The organism is Leisingera sp. SA32 (assembly GCF_056033425.1).
The window spans coordinates 64652-86596 of the sequence record NZ_JBVYHB010000016.1; the positions used below are offsets into that span (position 1 = coordinate 64652).

Below are 21945 nucleotides of genomic sequence, written 5' to 3' on the forward strand. Positions count from 1 at the left end.
CAAATCAGCCGAGAAACAGGCGGCGATGGGGCAGGGGGCGCGGTGGCGGGGAGGAGTTCACAGTTGTGAACCGGTTGAGAACCAGAGCCGAACAGAGAAAATCGCGCTGTGGATCCAGTTTATATTGCTTGATATCAATAACTTAATTCATCTTATATTTATGTCCGACATTATTGCTGTTTTTGTCGGACATAATGTGCCACCTTCGAATCATCGTAGATTCGGAGCCCCAGACCGTGACAGACAAGACCACCCCCAACAGCCCACCCGCGGCGCCGGACGCGGGCCGGGAGCTGGAAGCCCTGCCCGCGGGCAGCACGGGCCGCGACGTTCTGGACGCGCTGTGCCGGATGATCGAGCGTGCCGGGCTGGGTGTGGGCGACCGGTTGCCGCCAGAGGTGGAGATCGCCCGGCGGCTGGGCATCAGCCGCGCCAAGGTGCGCGAGGCGCTGACCTCCTGGCAGAACATGGGAATCGTGGTGCGCAACAAGAAGGCGGGCACCCGGCTGGCCGCCGAGGTCGCCGCCAATTCCATCCACCTGCCGGTGACGCTGAAGCTGGAAGCGGAAAGCCTGCTGCGGACGCATGCGGTGCGCCGCCCGCTGGAAATCGAGGCGGCGCGTCTGGCCGCGCGCAATCGCAGCCCGCAGGATCGCGCGGCGATCTCTGCCCGGCTGAGCGAGCTGATGGCGGTTTACCACATGAAGGAAGATTGGCGCGCCGCCGACGGTCGGCTGCACCAGGCGATCTATGCCGCCACTGGCAATCCGCTGTTTGGCCAGCTGATCCAGCAGATCCAACAGGGCTTTCACGAAGTGTACGAGGCGCCCTTTGGCAAGCCGCATCTGGGCCATGAAACCATCCCGTTGCACCCCGTGCTGGCGCAGGCGGTGATCGACGGCAACGAAGAGAAAGCGGTGCAGCTGACCACGGAAATTCTGTCCATGGTCGAAGCCGAAATCCGCCGCGAGCTGGAGAACGACAATGACTGAAGACACCGCCCTGGCGACCCTGCTTGCGGCCACTCCGGGCGCCGATCTGCATGCCGCCGCCAGCGGCGCGGTGACGCCGCCGATCGTGCAGACCTCGCTGTTCACATTCGACAGCTACCAGGACTTTTCCGACCGCATGTCGGGACAGTCGGATGCACCGCTGTACACCCGCGTGCAAAATCCCACGGTGGCCGCGTTCGAGCAGCTGATGGCACGGACAGAGCAGGGCGCGGCGGCGGTGGGCTTTGCCTCTGGCATGGCGGCGATTTCCGCGGCCATTCTGGCCTTTGTGAAGCCCGGCGACCGGATTGCCTGCGTTGAACATGTCTATCCGGATACCTTCCGGCTGATGGAACGGCTGCTGCGCCCTTTTGGCGTCGCGGTGACGTACCATCCGGTCAGCGCATTCGAGGATGACCCGGAACTGCTGGCGGGGGTGCGGCTGGCCTATCTGGAAAGCCCCAGTTCGGTGGTGTTCGAGGTGATGAACCTGGCGCGGGTGGCAGAGCACGCCAAGCGCCACGGCACATTGACGATGATCGACAATTCCTGGGCGGCGGGGCTGTTTCAGCGGCCGCTGACGCTGGGCATCGACATCGTGCTGCATTCGGCCTCGAAGTATATTTCGGGCCATTCGGACACGGTTGCGGGGGTTGTGGTGTCCTCTGATGACCATATCAACCGCATCCGTGATCTGACCTTGCCGTTGCTGGGGGGCAAGCTGGCGCCGTTCGAGGCGTTTCTGCTGACCCGTGGCCTGCGCACGCTGAGCGCCCGGATGCGCCAGCATGAGGCCACCGCAAATCTGTTTGTCGACCGCCTGAGCACGCTGCCGCAGGTGCGGCGGGTGCGGTCACCCGGCCCCAATGACGTGCCGGGGCTGACCGGGCGCTCTGGCCTGATGGCGGTGGAGTTTGATGACAGCGTCGACATTCCGACGTTCTGCGACGCGCTGCGCCATTTCAAGCTGGGTGTCAGCTGGGGCGGCTTTGAGAGCCTGGTGCTGCCCGCCCGGATTGGGCTGGCGCAGGCGGGGCCGCAGAACTCAATGCAGAAATTTGGCGTTCCGCCAAATCTGGTGCGGATCAACCTGGGCCTGGAGGAGGCCGAGGATCTGTGGGCTGATTTCACCGCCGCCTTGGCGGCCAGCCAGCGCTGAGGCGCACCGCACCCGACAAAAGCAAACAAAGCAAAAACTGCAACAGGGAAGGACACCATGAAACATCTTCTGAAGGGACTTGCCGCGGCCGCCATGCTGATGGGATCAGCCGCCTATGCGGACACCGACCTGAAGCTGGTCGAGGTCATCACCAGCCCCGAGCGCACCAAGGTGCTGCAGGCGCTGGTCGATGAATACGAGGCCGCCAACGAGGGGGTCAGCGTCGAGATCGTGTCGCTGCCCTGGGGCAGTGCGTTTGAAAAGCTGGCGACCATGGTGGCCGGTGGCGACATTCCCGATGTTGTCGAAATGCCGGACCGTTGGGCGGCGCTGTATGCGGGCTCTGGCCAGCTGGCACCGCTGGGCGCGCGGGTGGCAGACTGGGCGCATGGCGGCACGCTGACCGAAAAAACGGTGCAGATGGGCAGCCAGGCCGGTGATTTCTACATGATCCCCTATGGGTTCTACCTGCGGGCGATGTTCTACAACAAGAAGCTGCTGGCCGAGGCCGGTGTCGACAGCCCGCCGGCCACCATGGAAGAATTCATGGCGGCCTCGGCGGCGGTATCAGAGCTGGACGGCAAGTCGGGCTATTGCCTGCGCGGCGGCCCCGGCGGGTTGAACGGCTGGGTGATGATGGCGGCGGCGATGAACGGCACCAACGCGTTCTTCACCGAGGACGGCAAATCCCGCATGAACGAGCCGGGATCGGTGGCGGGCATCCAGTATCTGCTTGATATCTATCAGAACGGCTATGCGCCCAGGGACAGTGTCAGCTGGGGGTTCAACGAGATCGTGGCGGGCTTCTACTCTGGCACCTGTGCGTTCCTGGACCAGGATCCGGATGCGCTGATCGCGGTGGCGGAGCGGATGCCGGCCGAGGATTTTGCGGTGATGCCGATGCCGGTTGGCCCCTCTGGCAAGGCCTTCCCGACCATCGGATTTGCTGGCTGGTCGATGTTCGAGGCGAGCGCGCACAAGGACGAAAGCTTTGAGCTGATCGCGCATCTGTCGGCGCCGGAGGCAAACGCAGCATGGGCCAAGCGGGTGGGGGTGATCCCGATCCACCAGGGCGCCGATCAGGATCCGCATTTCCAGACCGAGCAGTTCAAGGGCTGGTTCGACACGCTGAACGGCAGCGAATACGAGCCGACGGTGATGCCGACCTATCTGGAGCAATTTGGCTATTTCGCGGACAGCATCGTGCTGGAGTCGAGCCAGGAAGCCCTGCTGGGTCAGCGCAGCGCGCAGGACATCGCGGATGAATGGGCCGCCTTCCTGACCAAGGAATACGCAAGCTGGAAGGCGGCGCAGTGATTGCCCGCGTTGCAAAAACAGCCGTGCCCCGGAGACCCCGGGCACGGCGCTCGCTGTATATCCAGTACATGGTGGAGCCCTTTGCCTATCTGACCCCGGCCATCGTGCTGATTGGCGGTGTCATCCTGATCCCGCTGATTATCGGAATTTCCTATTCCTTTCAGTCGATTGAACTTCTGCGACCGTTCAACAGCGGCTGGGTGGGGTTTGACAATTACATCACCCTTTGGAGCGACAGGAAATTCTGGATCGCGCTGGAGAACACGTTTTTCTGGACCTTCTGGTCGGTCGCCTTGCAGTTCCTGCTGGGACTGGGGCTGGCGCTGCTGCTGAACCGTCCGTTCTTGGGCAAGCGGCTGTTTCAGGCGCTGGTGTTCCTGCCCTGGGCGGTGCCCACGTTCCTGTCGGCGCTGACCTGGGCCTGGTTGTTCAACCCGGTGATCGGGCCGCTGCCGCATTGGCTGGCGGGGCTGGGTCTGCTGTCGGAACCCTACAACATCCTGGGCGATCCGGAGCTGGCGATCTGGGGGCCGATCATGGCCAACATCTGGTTCGGGGTGCCGTTCTTTGCCATCACCCTGCTGGCGGCGCTGCAATCCATCCCCGGTGAGCTGTATGAGGCGGCCGAGATCGACGGCGCGAGCGCCTGGCAGAGCTTCAGCAAGATCACCCTGCCGTTCTTGGCGCCGATGATCGCGATCACGGTGATGCTGCGCACCATCTGGATCGCCAATTTCGCCGATCTGATCTTTGTGATGACCGGCGGCGGGCCTGCCAATTCGACGCAGATCCTGTCGACCTATATCTTCACGACCGCGTTCCGCAAGCTGGACTTTGGCTATGCCTCGACGATCGCGGTGGCGCTGTTGCTGATCCTGCTGGTCTATGCGGTGATCGTGCTGTGGCTGCGCAAAAAACTCATCAAGATCTGAGGAGCCGACCCATGTCTGCTGTCCGTTCGCCGCTTCGCCGCAGCCCTGTCGCGGCCATTGGAAAATATGCCGCGCTGGCGTTCTATCTGACCTTTGCGCTGTTTCCGCTGTACTGGCTGGTCAAGATCGCCGTCACGCCGGACGCGCTGATCTTTTCCGAAGGCACCCGGCTGGTGCCCAGCTCTGTCACCTTTGACAACTTTGCCACGGTGCTGCTGCAAACCGATTTCCTGTCGTACTTCGGCAATTCGATCTATGTGTCGCTGGGCACTGCGGCGATGACCACGGTGATCGCCGCCGGGGCGGGCTATGCGTTCTCGCGGTTTGATTTCGCGGGCAAGCGGCTGCTGATCGCGGTGATGCTGATCACCCAGATGTTCCCGCTGCTGATGATTATCGCGCCGATCTACAAGATCGTCTCGCAGATGGGGATGCTGAACTCACTGACCAGCCTGATCGTGGTCTACACCGCCTTCAACATCCCCTTTGCCACCTTCCTGATGCAGTCCTTCTTTGACGGCATCCCCAAGGATCTGGAGGACGCCGCGATGATGGATGGCTGCTCGCGCTTTCAGGCCCTGCTCAAGGTGGTGTTCCCGCTGACGCTGCCGGGGCTGGGCGCGACGCTGGGCTTCGTGTTCACCGCCGCCTGGTCGGAGCTGCTGTTTGCGCTGATGCTGATCTCCAAGAACGACGCGATGACCTTCCCGGTGGGGCTGCTGACCTTCGTTTCCAAATTCTCTGTCGACTGGGGGCAGATGATGGCGGCCGGGGTTCTGGCGCTGGTGCCCAGCTGCCTGTTCTTCGTCTTCATTCAACGCTACCTCGTGCAAGGGCTGACGTCCGGCGCGGTCAAAGGCTAGGAGGCCAAAATGGCACGTATCCAACTGAACGACGTCCAGAAAAGCTATGGCAGCGTCAATGTGCTGCGCGACATCAACCTGGACATCAAGGACGGCGAGTTCATCGTGCTGGTCGGCCCCTCGGGCTGCGGCAAATCCACCCTGTTGCGGATGATTGCCGGGCTGGAGCCGATCAGCGGCGGCGATTTCCTGATCGACGGCGCGCGGATGAACGATGTGCGCCCGCGCGACCGCGACATCGCAATGGTGTTCCAGTCCTATGCGCTCTATCCGCATATGGATGTGGCGCGCAACATGGGCTTCTCGATGGAGATCCGCAAGGATCCGGTTGAGGACCGCAAATCCAGGGTCGCCGCCGCCGCCGAAACCCTTGGCCTGTCGAAACTGACCAGCCGCCTGCCCAAGGCGCTGTCGGGCGGCCAGCGGCAACGGGTGGCGATGGGTCGCGCCATCATCCGCGATCCGCGCGCCTTTCTGTTTGACGAACCGTTGTCGAACCTCGACGCCGCGCTGCGGGTCGAGATGCGGCTGGAGATTGCAAGGCTGCACCAGCGGCTGGGGGCGACGATGATCTATGTCACCCATGACCAGGTCGAGGCGCTGACGCTGGCCGACCGCATCGTGGTGCTGGAGGGCGGCGACATCCAGCAGGTCGGCAGCCCGCTGGAGCTGTACGAGCGCCCGGCCAACAAGTTCGTGGCCCAATTTATCGGCTCGCCCACCATGAACGTGCTGCCGGTGCGGGGCGATGCGCGTGGCGTCACCCTGGCGGAGGGCAGCCATCTGACCTTGCCGCATCTGCCCGACAGCGCCGCCGCTACCGAGCTGGGCATTCGCCCCGAGCATATCGACGTGGTGGAACCGGAGCAGGGCACCCTGAAAGCGGTGGCCGATGTGGTGGAGCATCTGGGCTCTGACACCAACATCTATGTCCGGGTAGAGGGCGCGGGGCCGATGATGGTGCGGGTGCATGGCAATATCCCGGCGCGGGCCGGGGATCTTCTGGGGCTGAACATTCAGGCCCAAAACGCCCATATCTTTGCCGCCGACGGCACCGCGCTGCGCCGCGCCGAGGCGGTTGCCGCCTGAGGGCCACCCCGCCGCGCTGCGCTGGCTGGGCGGCGTTGCGGGGCACCGGATGAAGCCCTGGGGGGTTGAACATTTCGGCCAGGCCGGCACGGTAGCGGACATCTACTGGCTGCACGGGATCGACAGCAATGCGATCCGGCATGCGGCGGCGGCCTTGCGGCCCGGACGCGGCCGCCGCTATGCGCTGCCGCTGGCGGGCTGAGGCCGGGGTATTGCTATGCGACGAGATCAATTTGGAGATACGGATGCCTGACATTTCGACCAGCAGCACCGCCGCGGCGGACAGGCTGTGGATCACCGACCCCGGCCACCGCGCCGCGTTGCTGCGCGACGCGCGGCGGCAGGTTGATTTCTTTGCCGCCAGTGTTGATCCGGCGGGCGGGTTTCACACGCTGGATTTCACCGGCGCGCCGCTGCCGGGGCAGATGCGCGAGCTGCACACGGTGACGCGGATGGTGCATTCCTATGCGCTGGCCCAGATGGCGGGCATTGCAGGTGCAGGGCAGATCGTGGAGCACGGGCTGACCTATCTGGCCAGCCATCACCGCGACCCGGTACATGGTGGCTACCTCTGGGGGGTTGAGGGCGATGCCCCCGCGGATGCGCGCAAGCTGGCCTATGGCCATGCCTTTGTGCTGCTGGCCGCCGCCAGTGCGATGCAGGCGGGGCACCCGCGGGCCGAGGCGTTGCTGGACGAGGTCTGGCAGGTGCTGGAGACCCATTTCTGGGAAGAGGACCACGGGCTGTTCGCCGACGAGTGGAACCGTGACTGGACGCCGTTTTCCGACTATCGCGGCATGAATGCCAACATGCATTCGGTGGAGGCCCTGCTGACCGCCTATGAGGCGACGGGGCGGGAGGTTTTCCTGAACCGCGCGGAACGGATCCTGGCGTTCTTTGTCGGGCGCATCGCGCCGCAGGAGGGCTGGCGGCTGCCGGAGCATTACAACGCTCAGTGGCAGATCGACCGCAGTTATAGCGGCAACCCGATGTTCCGCCCTGCGGGCACCACGCCGGGGCATTCGTTTGAGCTGGGTCGGTTGCTGCTGCAATACTGGGATTTGCGCGGGCGCCCCGCGGGGGATGCGCCGCAGGACGCCCGCCGCCTGATCGAACAGGCGCTGAGCGACGCCTGGAACGCGGAGCTGGGCGGCTTTGCCTATACGCTGGGGCAGGGCGGCAAGGTCGCGATTGCCGATCGTTACTGGTGGCCGGTGACCGAGGCGATCGGTGCCATGGCGGCGCTGGTGAAACTGGATCAGCGGCCCGAGGATGAGCTGTGGTATCGTCGCCTGTGGCGCTTTGCCGATGCGCATCTGATCGACCACGACCGTGGCGGCTGGTTCCCGGAGCTGGACGGTGACAACACGCCAGTGTCGAAGCAGTTTCTGGGCAAGCCCGACATCTACCACGCGCTTCAGGCGGCCCTGTTTCCGCTGGCGGTGGGTCTGTCGCGCAACGCAGCCGACCTGAGACGGCTGGACCCGGAGACCGCGATGCTGCGCTGAGCCAGGTAGCGGCCCACATCAGCCCACATTGAGACACTCGGCCATGGCCGGAACCGTTCCCACAGGCGGTTCCGGCTTTTTTGTCTGCCGGAAGGCCATATCTGCATGGTCTGCCACGTCAGGCGGCCTCGGCCCGGGTCAGGGCCATGACCATCGGACTGCTGGTAAACTGCCCCTGTGCGGCCTTGGCGCTGAGATGGCGCAGATAGCCGTTGGGCGAACGGATCTGGCTGAACCGTTGCAACATGGCCGCCAGCACCACCGCAGCCTCTGCCGCGCCCATGGTGTGTTTGGCCTGCTCCCAGACCGGGGGCGAGATGCCCATCATCGGGCGGAGCGTCTCAGCTGTGCGCATCAGATCCGACCAGCTGGCCAGGGGTGTTTCGGCATAGGTGGCCAATTCGGTGCAGGTAGCGGCGACCAGCCGCAGGGGCAGTCGCGGACCATCGCCTGCGGTGGAGCGGGCAGGGGGCTGGTCTGTCGTTTTCTGTGCCCTTGTGCCGGGGCCTCCATCTGGATCTTCGGTTTGCAGGTTTGTGTCTGTCGGCAATTCAGGGATCGGTTCAGATTCAAAAGAGTCTTTCTTGGAATTCTGATAGTGCTGCTCATTTTCAGCGGCGCTGGTGTTCATTTCCGCTGTTTGTGCAGGGGGTTCGGTGGTGGATTGCGGCGGGCAGAGCAGGGGTTTGATCCGGGCCAATGCTTGGGAGAGCTGGGTTTCCAACTGTTGCAGTTGTGCCAGATCCAGCTTGCGCCGCAGCGCGCGGGCGGTCAGCAGGGCGAGGTCGCTGAACTGGTCCCAGATCGGCAGATCAGGCTGTTCGCCCTGGCCACAAAGCGCCAGGTTGGCGAGATCGCGGCGCATCAGGCTGACGGTTTCGCGCAGGCGTTTCAGCTGCTGCTGCGCGTCGCGCTCGGCCTCGGCGGCGGCGCAGAATTCACCATAGCGGCTGGCCAGCGGGCTGAGATCGAAACCATAGGCGGTGCGTTCGCCCTGATAGCGGCGCACGTAGCGTTTGCCGTTGGGGCTGTCGCGGCGGATCAGGACTCCGGCCTGCACCAGCCGGGCCACATGGCGGCGCATGGTGGAGCAGGGCATCCCGTTCAACCGATCGCAGATGGCGCGGTTCGAGGGGTGGATCACCTGCGGGCCGCTGCGGCAGTCCAGCGTCTTGGCCGGCAGAAAGCTGAGCAGCGCCTGCAACACGGTGATGTCGCGGTCGCTGAGCGCAAAGGTTTTGCGCGCGGTGGCGAGGGCGCGCAGGGCGTCCCATTTGTCGACCGCGGGGCTGGGTTCAGTGGCGGCGGCCTGCTGTTGCAGCAGGACAGCGTCCACTGTTCGCCCGAAAGGCGTGATTGGCATGTAACCCATGTCTGTTCACGAAAGACAAAAAAAGGGGGTCCCGCGAATCGCTTTGGACTTGCGGATGACAGCTCCAGCCACTACGTTGAGAGTGCTAGAAACAAGTAGGTCTCGTGGAGCTTCGTCTTTGCGGGGCCTTCTTTTTTGGTCTGCTCTGTGCCTCCTTGATTATTGTTCGTTCGGGTCTTCGGCCTGCTGTTGCCAGAGGGCGTGAAGGTCGTCGATCAGGGTCTGTGCCTCGGCTTCCAGCCAGTCGGCAAAGCCGCCGTCGGGCAATTCCAGGCTGACGCCCTTGGCGGTGCGGCGCAGGGTTGCGCCGCGTTTGCGCCCCCCGACCGTCAGCAGTTGGGCCTGGGTCGGGCTGCGTCTTGCCGATTTTGCCGGCTTGGCTGGCGCTGCGGGGGCGACGGCGGCAAAGACCGCCTCGAAGGCCAGGACAGAGGGATCGGCGGGCGTGGCCTCGCTGCCCTTGGTCGCGGCCTCGATGGTGAATGTGTTGTAGACATCCTCGGCGATGGCGATCAGCCGGTCGCGGCTGGGGTTGGTTTCGGCAATGGCCTTGGCCAGACTGTCCCAGCGCGGCCGACCGATGCCCTGGGCGGGACCGATGGCGCGGATCAGGGCCGGGGTGATGGTTTCGGCAATGGCAATCGCCATGGAGACGGCGGATTTGGTGACCGTCAGAACCTCGGCGACCTGCGACTGGTTGCCAAAGCTGTTCTCCACCAGCTCCTGCGCGAACAGGGCCTTTTCGATGAAGGAAAGGTCGCGGCGTGCCATGTTCTCGGAGATCTGGGCGCGCACGGCGGCGTCATCGTCCAGATTGGCCACCAGGGCGCGGACCTTGGCGACCTTGTCGGAGGTGCGGATCGCCTCCAGCCGACGGCGGCCGTAGACCAGCAGGTAGCGGTCCGGCTCTGTCGGATGGCGGCGCACCAGGATCGGCACGGTCTGTCCGTTCGCCTCAATCGCCTCGCGCAGGTCGAGGATGTCGTTGGGGTCGAGCCGGTCGTTGACGCGGGTGTCCTCGATCTGATGCGGCTCCAGCTCCCAGACGCGGTGGGAATCCACGGCATCGCGGGCCGAGCGCAGGGCGCGGTTGCTGGACATCATCGACCCGGCCTGCGGTGCCGTGGCAGGGGCCGGTGCCCCGGCGGCGGCGAGGCTGTCGAGCATCGACATGCGGGATTTCTTGCGGCTGGTCATGCGCGCCCCCATGTTTCCTGGATCAGCTGGCTGATTTCATCGTTGACGGCGTTCAGGCTTTCGACCGCGCGGTCATAGGTGGCGCGGGTGAAGGCGCTGCGCTCGACCTCATACAGGGTCTGCTTGGTGAGGCCGGCATCGGAAATGGCGGTGGATTTCAGCATCGGCGCGTTCAGCACCTTGTCGCCATACATGGTGCGCAGGAAGGCGACGATGCGGTTTTGCGGTGCGTCCGAGGGCTCGTACCGCGTCAGCAGGTAGCGCATCCAGTCGTGGCTCATGTCGGCGCCGCTTTCGGCGATCACGTCCATCAGGTCTGCGGTCATGCGCAGGAATTGCGACATCGACATCACGTCGAGCATTTCGGGATGGATGGTAACCAGCACGCCGGTGGCGGCCGAGAGCGCCGACATGGTGAGAAAGCCGAGCTGCGGCGGGCAGTCGATCACCACCACGTCGTAATCGTCATCGACCTGCGCGAGGGCTTCCTTGACCCGGAAGAAGAACAGGCCGGCATTGCCCTGCGACAGGGCACGGGGGGTGTCGTGCTCGAACTCCATCAGCTCAAGATTGCCGGGGATCAGGTCTAGGTTCGGGAAATAGGTCTTGCGGATCACCGAGCGGATCGGCGCGGGGTCATCATAGCGGATGGCGTCGAACAGGGTGCCGCCGTCCTGCAGATCGACCTCGGGCTGGACCCCGTGCAGCGCCGTCAGCGACGCCTGCGGGTCGAGGTCGATGGCCAGCACGCGATAGCCCTTGAGCGCCAGGCGCTGCGCCAGATGGGCAGAGGTGGTGGTCTTGCCCGACCCGCCCTTGAAGTTCATCACGCCGATTACCTGCATGTGGTCGCTGTAGCCTTCGCCGTCTTCGGCGCGGCGGCGTCCGGGCAGGTAATCGCCGGGTTTGCGGGCAGTTTTTTCCAGCAGCACACGCAGCGCCTGGATGTCCTCGGCGGAATACTGGCGGCGGTTTCCGGCGGTGAGCTCGGGCGAGGGGCCCTTGCCGTCCAGATGCAGCTTGCGCAGGTAGGAATCATTCACCCCGAGCAGCGCGGCCGCCTCGCCGGAGGTGAATTTGCGCATGGATTTTGAGGCGTTGGGTGGAAACAGGCTCTCGCGTTGCGCATGCAGCTGATTGGCAAGCCATTCAGAGTGCTGGCGGATGACCGCGTTGAGATCTTCCGGGGTATATGTATGGTCCATCTGCTCTCGTGTGCCTGCTGCTCTGCGTCGCGCGGCCGTTTATCCGTGGGTGCGGCCAGCTGCGTGCCTTTGGCTGCTGGCGTGTTCACGGAAATTGGCGTTTGCTGCCTCTTTTTCGTGACTATTGGATAAACTGCGGGATTCGTGCAAGTGTTTTCTGCACGCGCCGCTTGTGCGAGCGGCAATTGTGGCAGGCGCCCCCGCAGGCCCGGGCCATCCTACCCCGTGGTGCCGGGCGGTGCCATGCCGGAAGGACAGCCGACGCCGTCTGACCAGCCGTCGGATGCAGTGTGGCTAAAATAATTGAAGTGCACGTCTCCCCGCCATACGCTAGTGTGCCGCCAATTCCGGCCCATCCAGCATCTGTGGCCGGAGCAGAGCGCGGGACTGCATCCCGCCCCGGTTTCGAAGGTGGAGAGAGGAACGGCCCGAACATGCGCGAGAAGAAAAACAGCAAGGATCAGCCATCGCAGTTGGGCGCCGCGATCCGCCATCGCCGCAAGGCTCTGGGCAAGACGCTGGTCGACGTCGCGGGGGAGGCGGATCTGACCACGGGGTTCATCTCGCAGGTTGAGCGCGGCATCAGCGCGCCGTCGCTGTCGTCCCTGATGACAATCGCCGCCGCGCTGCACACCAGCATAGAGCAGTTGCTGAGTGTCCCCGAGGAATTTTCAGAATACATCCAAAGCGATAAGCGGCAGACCTATTCGCTGGGTACGCGCGGGCGGCGGTATGAAAAACTGGGGCCGGGCTTTGCCGGGGCGCTGTTCTACCCGTCGATCATTCACCGTCCGGCTGGCCATGTGTCCGAGAAGATGTGCCATCAGGGCGAGGTGTTCTGCTACCTGATCTCGGGGCAGCTGGCCTATCACCTGGACGGCGAGGTGCATATGATGTCCGCCGGCGATACGATCCATCACGACACCTCCAAACCCCATTATTCGGAGGTTCTGGGCGATGCGGGATCGGTTGAACTGTGGGTCAGCACCACGCCGGTCAAAGGGGCAAATCAGGGCTGATGTTTCAGGTCACGGCGTAAGCTGCGACCGGGCCTGCGCCAGGCTGTCTTCCCTCTCTGATTTTACTATTACTAAAAAAAGTTTTAGTATTTGTAAGATCCGCATGTATGCTGTCGGCACTGGATCGAGAATCGCTTTGGGAGGAGCGCATCCATGAGACAATCTCTGCTGGCGGTCACGGCCGTCCTATCCGCAGCCCTGGTCGGACCGGCGGCTGCGCAGGAGCGCGGCGGCGTTCTGAACTTTGCCCGCTATGACGGGTCGAATCTGATCGACCCGATCTATGCAGACCGCAATCCGGATATCTGGATGGTCGGCAGCCTGTTCGACACGCTGCTGCGGCAAAGCCCGGATGGCAGCACGGTTGTTGGAGGTCTGGCCGAGAGTCACAGTGTTTCGGACGATGGCATGACCGTGTCGCTGTCGCTGCGCGAGGGCGTGGCCTTTTCCGATGGCACCCCGATCACCGGCGCCGATGTGGTGTTTTCGCTGGACCGGGCGCGGCATCCCGACCTTAGCCCCTGGGCGGGGCTTCTGGGGTCGATCGACACGGTCACGGCGCAGGGGCGCGAGATCACGCTGCGGATGAAGGCGCCGGATCCGACGATTCTGCAGATGCTGGCCACCTTCACCACCGGAATCCTGTCCAAGGCGGCATTTGAAGCGGCCGAGGGCGCCACCGATCAGGAGAAATCCGCCGCGTTGTTTGCCGCAGGCGGGCCAGGCGCCGGATCGGGGCCGTTTTACCTCTGCGGCTTTGAGCAGGGCACCTCGATGGAGTTTTGCGCCAACAAGCATTACTGGCGCAAAGGCGCGGACGGCAAGCCGCTGCCCTATCTGGACGGGGTGCATTTCGAGATCATCCCGGATGATGCGACGCGCATCCTGAAATTGCAGGCGGGTGAAGTGGACGTGGCCGAGTTCATCCCGTTTTCGCGGGTGCCGGAGTTGCAGGCCGACCCGGATATCGAGATGAATCTCTTTGCGTCAACGCGGATCATCTATTCGCCGATCAACACCCGCGCCACGCGCGCCGATGGCGCACCCAATCCGCTGGCGGATCCACGGGTGCGGCAGGCGCTGAACTATGCCACCAACAAGGAGGCGCTGATCGGGCTGGTGCTGCAGGGCGCGGGCAAGCCGATGACCTCGCCCCTGATGGCGGCGGCGACCCATCTGGCGGCGGATCTGGACCCGCTGTACGGCTATGACATGGAAAAGGCGCAGGCGCTGATCGCCGAGGCCGGCATCGCGCCGGGCACCGAGGTGACCTTTACCACGTTGGCGGGGTCGGCGGATGACAGCACGATCTTTGCCGCGCTTCAGCAGATGTGGGCGCCCTTGGGCCTCAAACTGAAAGTGGAGCAGGTCGACGGCGCGACGCGGGGGGCCAAGAACCGCTCGGGCGATTTCGATATCCACACCTACGGCTGGGTCAACGACGTGAACGACCCCAGCCAGGTGACCGGCTGGTTGGGTTATACGCCGACGGCAAATGCGGTTGGCACCGGTTGGGAGAACGCCAGGTTCATCGCGCTGTTCGAGGCCTCGGCGATCGAAATGGATGCGGAGACGCGCGCGGCGCAATATGCCGAGATGCAGAAGATCTATGCCGAGGAAGCGCCGCTGCTGTTCATGTATGAAACGCCGTTCGCTGTGGCCGTGTCCTCGGCTGTCGAGGGCTATGTGCAGACGCCGCTGGGCAACAACGTCTTTGAAAACGCAACCGTCAGCCGCTGAGGGCTGGCTGGCGTCGCCGACCCATTCCGGCGGCGCCATCTGCGACGGAGGCCGCAATGGACAGATTACAATACATACTGAAACGCCTGCTGCTGATGATCCCGACCTTCATCTTGGTGATGGTCATCATCTTCGTGCTGGTGCGCCTGCTGCCGGGTGATCCCGCCATTGCCATTGCCGGCGACCGGGCGTCGGATGCCGATCTGGCGGCAATCCGGGTGCGGCTGGGCCTGAACGAGCCGATGCTCGTGCAGTTCTGGCTGTTTATGACCAACACGCTGCAAGGCGATCTGGGCCAGTCGATCCTGATGCGCGCGCCGGTCACCGAGGTGATCGCCAAGCGGTTGCCGGTGACCGGGTTCCTGACCGTCTACGCGGTCGCCTTGTCGCTGCTGATCGCCGGGCCGCTGGCCTTTGTCGCGGCGCTGAACCGCGGGCGCTGGCCGGATACGGTGATCCGCACCGTGTTCCAAGTGGGGCTGTCGATGCCAGTTTTTTATATCGGCCTGATCCTGCTGACCTTTCTGGCCGCGCAGCTGCGCTGGTTCCCGGTCGGCGGCTATGGCGACAGTTTTGCCGAGAACCTGCATCACCTGTTCCTGCCCGCAGTGGCGGTGGCGCTGTATACCTCGGCAATCATCATGCGGAACCTGCGGTCCGCGATCATCGAGGTGCTGGATGCGGACTATGTCCAGTTCGCCCGCGCCAAGGGGTTGCCCGACCGGCTGATCCTGGGGCGCCATGTGCTGCGCAACGCGATGATCTCCACCGTGACGCTGCTGGGGCTGTCGATTGGCAACCTGATGAGCGGCACGCTGGTGACGGAAACCGTGTTCGCCGTGCCCGGGGTGGGGCGGTTGATGCTGGAGGCGATTTTCGCCCGTGACTACCCGCTGATCCAGGGGCTGACGCTGACCTTCGCGGTGCTGGTGTCGGTGGTGTTCCTGCTGACCGACCTGTTCCAAAGCACGCTGGACCCGAGGATGCGCCTGACATGACCGAGACATCTACCCTATCCGCCGCGGCGGCGCCGCCGCAGAAGAGCCGTTTGCAGATCGCCCTGCGCAAGCCGGGTTTCGTGATCGGCATGGTGATCATTGGCCTGTCGACCCTGCTGGCGGTCGCGCCGGGGGTGTTCGCACCGTATGATCCCAATTTCATCGACTATACCGCGGTGCGCCAGCCGCCGAGCTGGGCGCATCCCTTCGGCACCGACATGCTGGGCCGCGACAGTCTGAGCCGGGTGATCGCCGCCTATTCGGTGAACATGCAGATGGCGGTGCTGGCGACGGTGTTTGCGCTGGTGATCGGCGTCGTGGTCGGCGCGCTGGTGGGCTACTACCGGGGCATCGCCGACATGATCTTTGGCCGCATCGTGGATGCGATCATCACCTTCCCGTTCCTGGTGCTGGTGATTGCAGTGGTGGCGGTGCTGGGGCCGGGTCTGGTCAACATGTATATCGCCATCACCCTGGTCGGCTGGGTCTACTACGCCCGGCTGATGCGGGCCGAGGTGATTGCCCAGATGGGCCATGACTATGCCGCCTCGGGCGTGGTGATGGGCTATTCGGACCGACGCATCATCTTTCGCCACCTGCTGCCGAACGCGATCACCCCGGTTGTCGTCTACTGGATGACCGACATGGCGCTGGCGATCCTCTTGGGCTCGTCGCTGGGCTATCTGGGTCTGGGGGCGCAGCCGCCGCAGGCGGAATGGGGCGTGCTGATCGCCGAGGGGCGCAATTTCATCACCACCGCCTGGTGGCTGAGCCTGATGCCCGGCATTGCCATCGTGCTGACGGGGCTGGGATTTTCACTGATTGGCGACGGTCTGGCGGACCTGTTGCGGCCGCGCGGCTGAGGAGGAGATGATGACGCAGAGCCAACCCATTCTTGAGGTCAGCAATCTTTGCACCACCTTTCGGCGCGGCGGCAGCCTGCTGCCGGCGGTGCGCGACGTCAGCTTCAGTGTCGGCAAGGGCGAGGTGCTGGGGCTGGTCGGCGAAAGCGGCTCGGGCAAGAGCGTGACGCTGCGCTCGATCCTGGGGCTGTCGCGGCGCTATGGCGAGGTCAGCGGCGCGGTGCGCTGGATGGGGCAGGACATTGCCGCCCTGCCGGAGCGGCGGCTGCGCCGCATCCGCGGCCGCGAGATCGCGATGATCTTTCAGGAACCGATGACCTCGCTCAACCCGTTGCTGACGGTGGGGATGCAGCTGACCGAGACGCTGAAGGCGCATACCGATCTGGGCCGCAAGGCGCGGCGGGACCGGGCCATCGAAATGCTGGACCATGTCGGCATCCCGGCCGCGGCGTCGCGGTTGCAGGACTATCCGCACCAGTTCTCCGGCGGGATGCGGCAGCGGGTGATGATTGCCATCGCGCTGGCGGCCAGTCCGAAACTGCTGCTGGCGGATGAGCCGACCACGGCGCTGGACGTGACGATCCAGGCGCAGATCCTCGATCTGATCCTGTCGCTGGCGGATGAGCTGGAGATGGGGGTGATCCTGGTGACCCATGACCTCGGCGTGGTGGCGCAGACCTGCCAGAACGTCGCGGTGATGTACGCCGGGCGGATCGTCGAGACGGGGCCGGTGCGGCAGGTGCTGCGCAGCCCGCGCCATCCCTACACCGAGGGGCTGATGCGTTCGGTGCCGCAGGATGTGCCGCCGCGCACGCAGCTTTATTCGGTGCCGGGCACGCCGCCGAGCCTCGATGCGCTGCCGCCGGGCTGTGCCTTTGCGGCGCGCTGCGCGAACCAGACGGCGGCCTGTCTGGACGCGCGCCCGGCGCTGGCGCCGGTCGGCGGGCAGCGCAGCCTTGCCTGTTTCAACCCGGCCCGTGCCGCACAGGGAGACGCCGCATGAGCGAGACAGTGATGGAAATCCGCGACCTGGGGCTGGCGTTCCAGCTGGGCCGCACGCTGGCGGATGTGATCCAGCGGCGCCGGGGCCGGGTGGTGAACGCGCTGAACGGTGTCAGCCTTGCGCTGAAGAAGGGCGAGACCCTGGGCGTCGTGGGCGAGTCCGGCTGCGGCAAGTCCACGCTGGCGCGCTGCATCGTGCGCCTGTACACGCCGCAGCGCGGCCGCATCACCTATCACGGGCAGGACATTTTTGCCGCCGACGCGCGCGCGGATCGCAGCTATAACCGGCGGGTCCAGATGATGTTTCAGGATCCCTATTCCTCGCTGAACCCGCGGATGACGACGGGCCAGATCCTGAGCGAGGCGCTGCGGGTGCACCAGATGCGCCCCGATAGCGAAATCGACGCCCGCGTGGCGGAGCTCTTGGAGCTGGTGCGGTTGCCGCAGGATGCAGCGGGCAAGCTGCCGCATGAGTTCTCCGGCGGCCAGCGCCAGCGCATCGCGATTGCCCGCGCCCTGGCGGTGGAGCCGGAGGTGCTGATCGCGGATGAGCTGGTCTCGGCGCTGGATGTGTCGGTGCAGGCGCAGGTGGTGAACCTGCTGCTGGAGCTGCAGGAGCGGTTGAACCTGACCATCCTGTTCGTCGCCCATGATCTGCGGCTGGTGAGGCATGTGTCGCACCGGGTGGCGGTGATCTACCTCGGTCGGATCGTCGAGATCGGCGACAGCGAGACCCTGTTTGCCCGCCCCGCGCATCCCTATTCGCAGGCGCTGCTGAGTGCGGCGCCCTCGCTGGACCCGGACGACAAGGGCCGCGCCATCCATCTGGCGGGGGAGCTGCCCTCGCCGATGGATGTGCCGTCCGGCTGTCCGTTCCATCTGCGTTGCCCCCATGCCACCGAAATCTGCAAACGCGATGTGCCTGCGCTGACCGCCCATCAGGGCCGCGGCGAGGTTGCCTGCCACCATGTCAACGAGATCAATACCCATGCCTGACACCTTGTTTACCGGAACCGCCGATCGGATCGCGGGATTGCGCGCCGAACTGGACGCCCGCGGTCTGGATGCCTTTATCCTGCCGCGGTTTGATGCCCATCAGGGCGAATACGTGGCGCCGCACGACCAGCGGCTGGCCTATGTGACCGGCTTTACCGGCTCTGCCGGGATGGCGGTGGTCACGCGGGACACGGTCGCGGTGTTTGTTGATGGCCGCTACAGCGTGCAGCTGGGCAATGAATGCGCCGGGCCGCTGTTTTCGCACCACCACCTGTTTGACGAGCCGCCGGAGGACTGGCTGCGGCGCAAGGCTGCCGCGGGCTGGCGCGTGGGGTATGATGCGATGCATCTGCCGCCCGCCTGGCATGATCGTTTCGCGGCGGCCTGCGCGGCGGCCGGGGCCACGATGGCGGCGCAGGACACGAACCCGGTCGATGCGGTCTGGCTGGACCAGCCCGCGCCGCCGATGGGGGCGATCTCGCCCTTTCCGCAGCAGTTCGCGGGCCGCAGCAGTGCCGAGAAATGCGCCGATCTGCTGGACTATCTGGAGGCGCGCGGCACCGATTTCCTGGCCGAGGCGCAGCCCGACAACATCGCCTGGTTCCTGAACGTGCGCGGCGCGGATGTGGACTTCAACCCGATGCCGCAGTCGTTTCTGCTGGCCGGGCGCGATGGCGGGGTGAGCTGGTTTGTCGAGGCGGGCAAGCTGGAGGCGGGGCTGCGCGAGAGCCTGCCCGACAACGTGCAGATCTGCCCGCCGGGCGATGTTCTGGCAACGATGCGGAACCTTGTCAGCCCCGGCCAACGGGTGCTGATTGACCCGGATTTCTCGCCCGTGGCCTTTCGTCAGGCGTTCGAGGCGGCGGGCGCGCAGGTGCTGCCCGAGCCCGGCATCCTGACCCTGACCAAGGCGGTCAAGAACCCGGTGGAACTGGAAGGGCTGCGCAGCTGCCACGTTGCCGATGGGGTTGCCTGGACCGAGTTCAGCGCCTGGCTGGCCGAGACCGTGCCAACGCGGGCCGCGGCGGGCAACCCGGTGAGCGAGCGGGAGGCGGAAGAGAAGATCCTAGAGCTGCGCCGGGCGCAGCCGGGGTTCCTCAGCGAGAGTTTCAATTCGATCTCGGCGGCGGGCGGCAATGCCGCGATGTGCCACTATGCCACCACGCCCGAGCGCAACGCGCCGGTGCTGCCGCAGAACCCCTATCTGCTGGACAGCGGCGGCCAGTACGAGACCGGCACCACCGATGCGACGCGCAGTTTTGCCTTTGGGCCGCGTCCCGACGGGTATGACCGTGCTTATACGGCGGTGTTCAAGGCGCTGTGTACGCTGGCGACGCTGCGCTTTCCCAGGGGCACGCAGGGGCACCACATCGATGCCATCTGCCGCCGGCCGCTGTGGGATCTGGGGCTGGACTATGACCACGGCACCGGCCACGGGATCGGCCACCGGCTGTCGGTGCATGAGCATCCGCAGCGGATCGGCAAACCCCATAACCCGGTGGATCTGACGCCCGGCATGGTGCTGTCGATCGAGCCGGGCTACTACGAAGCGGAGCGGTTCGGCATTCGTATTGAAAACCTGTTTGAGATCGTCGAGGGGGCGGACGGGTTCATGGCTTTCCGCAACATGACCTTCGCGCCGATCCAGACGGATATGCTGATCCTGGAGGATCTGACCTCGGTGGAGCGGGACTGGCTGAACAGCTATCACGCGCAGCTGTGCGAGGTGCTGGCGCCGCGGCTGAGCGACGCAACCCGGACCTGGCTGGCCACGGCTGTCGCCGCGGTCTGACGCCGACAATACTGCCTTCAGCAAATCTTGAGCGCGGCGCCTGACCAGGCCGCCGCGGCGATGCTGCTGTGCCAGTTCGCGATCGAAAGGCGCGCCTGCCGCTGCGTTTGCGCGGCGGATTTAGGCACTCTGCCTGAAATTTGTCTGTTTTTGCAGGAGGTTTTGGGCCGTGTGATGGCGGATGACAATTTTGTATAAAACAAGTCGACAAAAAGAATGCAGCTCGTCTACAGTGAAGCGGCTTGCAGCGCGCTCTACCCGGCTGCGCATTTTTCACAGGAGGAACAATGTCCACATCTATGAAATCCGCCGTCCGTACCGGCGTCTGCGCTGGTGCTCTGGCACTGGTCGCGAGTGCCGCTGCCGCGCAAGACGTGACCTGGCGCGTGCCGACCTCGGTCCCGGAAGGCTCGCCCTATTACGAAAATTTTCTTGAGCGGTTTGCCGACAACGTCGAGCTGATGACCGATGGCGCGGTCGAGGTGCAGCCCTTTGGCGCGGGCATCCTTGTTCCTGCGCTGCATGTCTATGACGGCGTGCGCGATGGCATCGTCGAGGCCGGGCATTCCACCCCCAGCTATCTGGTCAACCAGAACCCGATGAATGCGATCTTCTCCGGCTTTCCGGGCGGCATGGGGCCGGAGGCCTTTGTGACCTGGATCTACGAGGGCGGCGGCGAGGAGCTGCTGAGCGAGATGCGCGCCGAAGAGGGTTTCAAATCGCTGATCGTCGGCATCGGGTCCTCCGAGGTGATGGCCCACGCCAACAAGCCGATCACCACCGCGGCGGATCTGAAGGGGCTGAAGTACCGCACCTCCGGTCCCTGGGCCGAGGTGATGCGCGATTACTTTGACGCGGTGCCGACCGTGGTGCCGCCGGGCGAGATCTACACCCTGCTGGAGCGCAAGGGTGTGGACGCGATCGAATGGGGCCCGCCGTCGGGCAACCTGCCCGAAGGTTTCCACGAAGCGGCGCCCTATATCATCACGCCGGGCGTGCATCAGCCGACCTTCCTGTGGGAAGTGGTGCTGAAGCAGGACACCTGGGATGCGCTGGACGCGGGTCTGAAAGCCAAGGTCGAAACGGCGGCCGAGCTGACCACGCTGCAGTCGCTGATGCATTTCTATGACAACGACATGAAGGCGATGGAAACCTTCCGCGGCAGCAAGGCGGAGGTGATCACGCTGGATCCGGCCTTTGCCGAAGAGCTGTCGGCCGCGGGCGTTGACTGGATCAAGAAGACCGCCGCGGCGCAGGCTGAGGCCGGCAAGCCGCGTATGGGCGAAATCCTTGATGGCTATCTTGCCTATAAGGACCGCTGGGCGGCCGAGAGCGGCTACCTGATCCGCAACGGCAACTGAACCTGCTGGAGGCGGTTATGAAAAGGGTATTTCTGGCGATTGCAGATGCGATTTCTGCAGGTCTGGGGTTTGTCGCCAAGGCGATGGTCCTGATCCTGATCGCCTCCATGTTATACGAAGTTGTCGCGCGCTATGCGCTCGGCGCGCCCACGCTCTGGGCCTTTGATATTGCCTATATGGCAACGGGTGTGCTGTTCGTTCTGGGCGCCGCGCAGGCCCTGCGGGACGATGCGCATGTGCGCATCGACTTTCTGTCGTCACGCCTGCCGGTGCGGCTGCGTGGTCTGATCGACGGGCTGATCTACCTGCTGGTGCTGGCGCCGGTCTTTGGCAAGCTGGCTTGGGTTGGCGGCCACCGGGCCTGGCGCGCGTTTCAGACCGGAGAGGTCGAGGCGGTCAGCCCCTGGGCGCCCTTGATGTGGCCCTTTTATTCGGCCCTGGCGATCGGGTTGGCCGCATTGGCGTTGCAGCTGGCCGCCGAGGGCATCCGGGCGCTGCTGACGCCGCGCCAAGACGACACATTCAAACTCGAGAACTGAT

General features: G+C 64.6%; 20 protein-coding genes. 17 read left to right on the forward strand and 3 right to left on the reverse strand.

Features of this window, described 5'->3' with window-relative positions; genetic code table 11:
* Positions 1-236: 236 nt before the first annotated feature.
* Genes AC0IPL_RS18445 through AC0IPL_RS18480 form a run of 8 tightly spaced genes read left to right on the forward strand, consistent with a single transcriptional unit; the run spans position 237 to position 7860 of the window.
* The gene (locus AC0IPL_RS18445) at positions 237-992 is read left to right on the forward strand and encodes a FadR/GntR family transcriptional regulator (protein ID WP_474276393.1); all 756 of its coding nucleotides are present in this window, start codon (positions 237-239) and stop codon (positions 990-992) included.
* The gene (locus AC0IPL_RS18450) at positions 985-2151 is read left to right on the forward strand and encodes a PLP-dependent transferase (RefSeq protein ID WP_474276395.1); all 1167 of its coding nucleotides are present in this window, start codon (positions 985-987) and stop codon (positions 2149-2151) included. Before AC0IPL_RS18445 ends, AC0IPL_RS18450 begins: the two co-directional genes overlap by 8 nt.
* A gap of 57 nt (positions 2152-2208) precedes the next feature.
* Entirely contained in the window at positions 2209-3468 is a 1260-nt protein-coding gene (locus AC0IPL_RS18455; protein WP_474276397.1) for an ABC transporter substrate-binding protein, read from the forward strand.
* 23 nt (positions 3469-3491) lie between these two features.
* Positions 3492-4400, forward strand: a complete 909-nt coding sequence (locus tag AC0IPL_RS18460) for a carbohydrate ABC transporter permease (protein ID WP_474276399.1) — start codon at positions 3492-3494, stop codon at positions 4398-4400.
* Between the two features lie 11 nt (positions 4401-4411).
* Positions 4412-5263 carry a carbohydrate ABC transporter permease gene (locus tag AC0IPL_RS18465; protein WP_474276401.1) on the forward strand — a complete coding sequence of 284 codons (852 nt, stop codon included), beginning with the start codon at positions 4412-4414 and terminating at the stop codon, positions 5261-5263.
* A 9-nt stretch (positions 5264-5272) separates the two neighbouring features.
* A complete protein-coding gene (locus tag AC0IPL_RS18470; RefSeq protein WP_474276404.1) occupies positions 5273-6352 on the forward strand; it encodes an ABC transporter ATP-binding protein in 1080 nt (359 codons plus the stop codon).
* A complete protein-coding gene (locus AC0IPL_RS18475; RefSeq protein ID WP_474276406.1) occupies positions 6342-6554 on the forward strand; it encodes a hypothetical protein in 213 nt (70 codons plus the stop codon). The genes AC0IPL_RS18470 and AC0IPL_RS18475 overlap by 11 nt, the downstream gene beginning before the upstream one ends.
* A gap of 43 nt (positions 6555-6597) precedes the next feature.
* The gene (locus tag AC0IPL_RS18480) at positions 6598-7860 is read left to right on the forward strand and encodes an AGE family epimerase/isomerase (protein WP_474276407.1); all 1263 of its coding nucleotides are present in this window, start codon (positions 6598-6600) and stop codon (positions 7858-7860) included.
* A 118-nt stretch (positions 7861-7978) separates the two neighbouring features.
* Here the strand turns inward: AC0IPL_RS18480 and repC are convergent, their stop codons facing one another.
* The 3 genes from repC to repA form a co-directional block, all read right to left on the reverse strand.
* Positions 7979-9232 carry a plasmid replication protein RepC gene (gene repC / locus AC0IPL_RS18485; RefSeq protein ID WP_474276409.1) on the reverse strand — a complete coding sequence of 418 codons (1254 nt, stop codon included), beginning with the start codon at positions 9230-9232 and terminating at the stop codon, positions 7979-7981.
* A gap of 159 nt (positions 9233-9391) precedes the next feature.
* Positions 9392-10429 carry a plasmid partitioning protein RepB gene (repB, locus tag AC0IPL_RS18490; protein WP_474276412.1) on the reverse strand — a complete coding sequence of 346 codons (1038 nt, stop codon included), beginning with the start codon at positions 10427-10429 and terminating at the stop codon, positions 9392-9394.
* Positions 10426-11634 (reverse strand): plasmid partitioning protein RepA, encoded by a 1209-nt coding sequence (gene repA, locus AC0IPL_RS18495; RefSeq protein WP_474276415.1) that lies wholly within the window; start codon positions 11632-11634, stop codon positions 10426-10428. Before repA ends, repB begins: the two co-directional genes overlap by 4 nt.
* A gap of 434 nt (positions 11635-12068) precedes the next feature.
* Here repA and AC0IPL_RS18500 point away from each other — a divergent pair, with 434 nt between their 5' ends.
* The 9 genes from AC0IPL_RS18500 to AC0IPL_RS18540 all read left to right on the forward strand — a co-directional run bounded on the left by AC0IPL_RS18500 (position 12069) and on the right by AC0IPL_RS18540 (position 21944).
* Positions 12069-12653, forward strand: a complete 585-nt coding sequence (locus AC0IPL_RS18500) for a helix-turn-helix domain-containing protein (RefSeq protein WP_474276417.1) — start codon at positions 12069-12071, stop codon at positions 12651-12653.
* A gap of 153 nt (positions 12654-12806) precedes the next feature.
* Positions 12807-14393, forward strand: a complete 1587-nt coding sequence (locus tag AC0IPL_RS18505; protein ID WP_474276420.1) for an ABC transporter substrate-binding protein — start codon at positions 12807-12809, stop codon at positions 14391-14393.
* Positions 14394-14449: 56 nt separating this feature from the next.
* Entirely contained in the window at positions 14450-15391 is a 942-nt protein-coding gene (locus tag AC0IPL_RS18510) for an ABC transporter permease (RefSeq protein WP_474276422.1), read from the forward strand.
* Positions 15388-16254 carry an ABC transporter permease gene (locus AC0IPL_RS18515; RefSeq protein ID WP_474276424.1) on the forward strand — a complete coding sequence of 289 codons (867 nt, stop codon included), beginning with the start codon at positions 15388-15390 and terminating at the stop codon, positions 16252-16254. Before AC0IPL_RS18510 ends, AC0IPL_RS18515 begins: the two co-directional genes overlap by 4 nt.
* Positions 16255-16261: 7 nt before the next feature.
* Positions 16262-17257, forward strand: coding sequence for an ABC transporter ATP-binding protein (locus AC0IPL_RS18520; RefSeq protein ID WP_474276426.1), 996 nt, complete (start codon positions 16262-16264; stop codon positions 17255-17257).
* Complete coding sequence (locus AC0IPL_RS18525) at positions 17254-18252, forward strand: ABC transporter ATP-binding protein (RefSeq protein ID WP_474276428.1); 999 nt, start codon at positions 17254-17256, stop codon at positions 18250-18252. Before AC0IPL_RS18520 ends, AC0IPL_RS18525 begins: the two co-directional genes overlap by 4 nt.
* On the forward strand, positions 18245-20044 hold the full coding sequence (locus AC0IPL_RS18530; RefSeq protein ID WP_474276430.1) for an aminopeptidase P family protein: 1800 nt from the start codon (positions 18245-18247) through the stop codon (positions 20042-20044). Before AC0IPL_RS18525 ends, AC0IPL_RS18530 begins: the two co-directional genes overlap by 8 nt.
* 287 nt (positions 20045-20331) lie before the next feature.
* Positions 20332-21405 (forward strand): TRAP transporter substrate-binding protein DctP, encoded by a 1074-nt coding sequence (gene dctP, locus AC0IPL_RS18535; protein ID WP_474276432.1) that lies wholly within the window; start codon positions 20332-20334, stop codon positions 21403-21405.
* 17 nt (positions 21406-21422) lie between these two features.
* A complete protein-coding gene (locus AC0IPL_RS18540) occupies positions 21423-21944 on the forward strand; it encodes a TRAP transporter small permease subunit (RefSeq protein WP_474276434.1) in 522 nt (173 codons plus the stop codon).
* Position 21945 lies beyond the last annotated feature (1 nt).

Bases quoted from the DNA above. Each gene is read 5' to 3' on its own strand.
- AC0IPL_RS18450 (WP_474276395.1), top strand. From the start codon at position 985: ATGACTGAAGACACCGCCCTGGCGACCCTGCTTGCGGCCACTCCGGGC.
- AC0IPL_RS18455 (WP_474276397.1), top strand. From the start codon at position 2,209: ATGAAACATCTTCTGAAGGGACTTGCCGCGGCCGCCATGCTGATGGGA.
- AC0IPL_RS18465 (WP_474276401.1), top strand. From the start codon at position 4,412: ATGTCTGCTGTCCGTTCGCCGCTTCGCCGCAGCCCTGTCGCGGCCATT.
- AC0IPL_RS18470 (WP_474276404.1), top strand. From the start codon at position 5,273: ATGGCACGTATCCAACTGAACGACGTCCAGAAAAGCTATGGCAGCGTC.
- AC0IPL_RS18480 (WP_474276407.1), top strand. From the start codon at position 6,598: ATGCCTGACATTTCGACCAGCAGCACCGCCGCGGCGGACAGGCTGTGG.
- repC (WP_474276409.1), bottom strand. From the start codon at position 9,232: ATGGGTTACATGCCAATCACGCCTTTCGGGCGAACAGTGGACGCTGTC.
- repB (WP_474276412.1), bottom strand. From the start codon at position 10,429: ATGACCAGCCGCAAGAAATCCCGCATGTCGATGCTCGACAGCCTCGCC.
- repA (WP_474276415.1), bottom strand. From the start codon at position 11,634: ATGGACCATACATATACCCCGGAAGATCTCAACGCGGTCATCCGCCAG.
- AC0IPL_RS18500 (WP_474276417.1), top strand. From the start codon at position 12,069: ATGCGCGAGAAGAAAAACAGCAAGGATCAGCCATCGCAGTTGGGCGCC.
- AC0IPL_RS18505 (WP_474276420.1), top strand. From the start codon at position 12,807: ATGAGACAATCTCTGCTGGCGGTCACGGCCGTCCTATCCGCAGCCCTG.
- AC0IPL_RS18510 (WP_474276422.1), top strand. From the start codon at position 14,450: ATGGACAGATTACAATACATACTGAAACGCCTGCTGCTGATGATCCCG.
- AC0IPL_RS18515 (WP_474276424.1), top strand. From the start codon at position 15,388: ATGACCGAGACATCTACCCTATCCGCCGCGGCGGCGCCGCCGCAGAAG.
- AC0IPL_RS18520 (WP_474276426.1), top strand. From the start codon at position 16,262: ATGATGACGCAGAGCCAACCCATTCTTGAGGTCAGCAATCTTTGCACC.
- AC0IPL_RS18525 (WP_474276428.1), top strand. From the start codon at position 17,254: ATGAGCGAGACAGTGATGGAAATCCGCGACCTGGGGCTGGCGTTCCAG.
- AC0IPL_RS18530 (WP_474276430.1), top strand. From the start codon at position 18,245: ATGCCTGACACCTTGTTTACCGGAACCGCCGATCGGATCGCGGGATTG.
- dctP (WP_474276432.1), top strand. From the start codon at position 20,332: ATGTCCACATCTATGAAATCCGCCGTCCGTACCGGCGTCTGCGCTGGT.
- AC0IPL_RS18540 (WP_474276434.1), top strand. From the start codon at position 21,423: ATGAAAAGGGTATTTCTGGCGATTGCAGATGCGATTTCTGCAGGTCTG.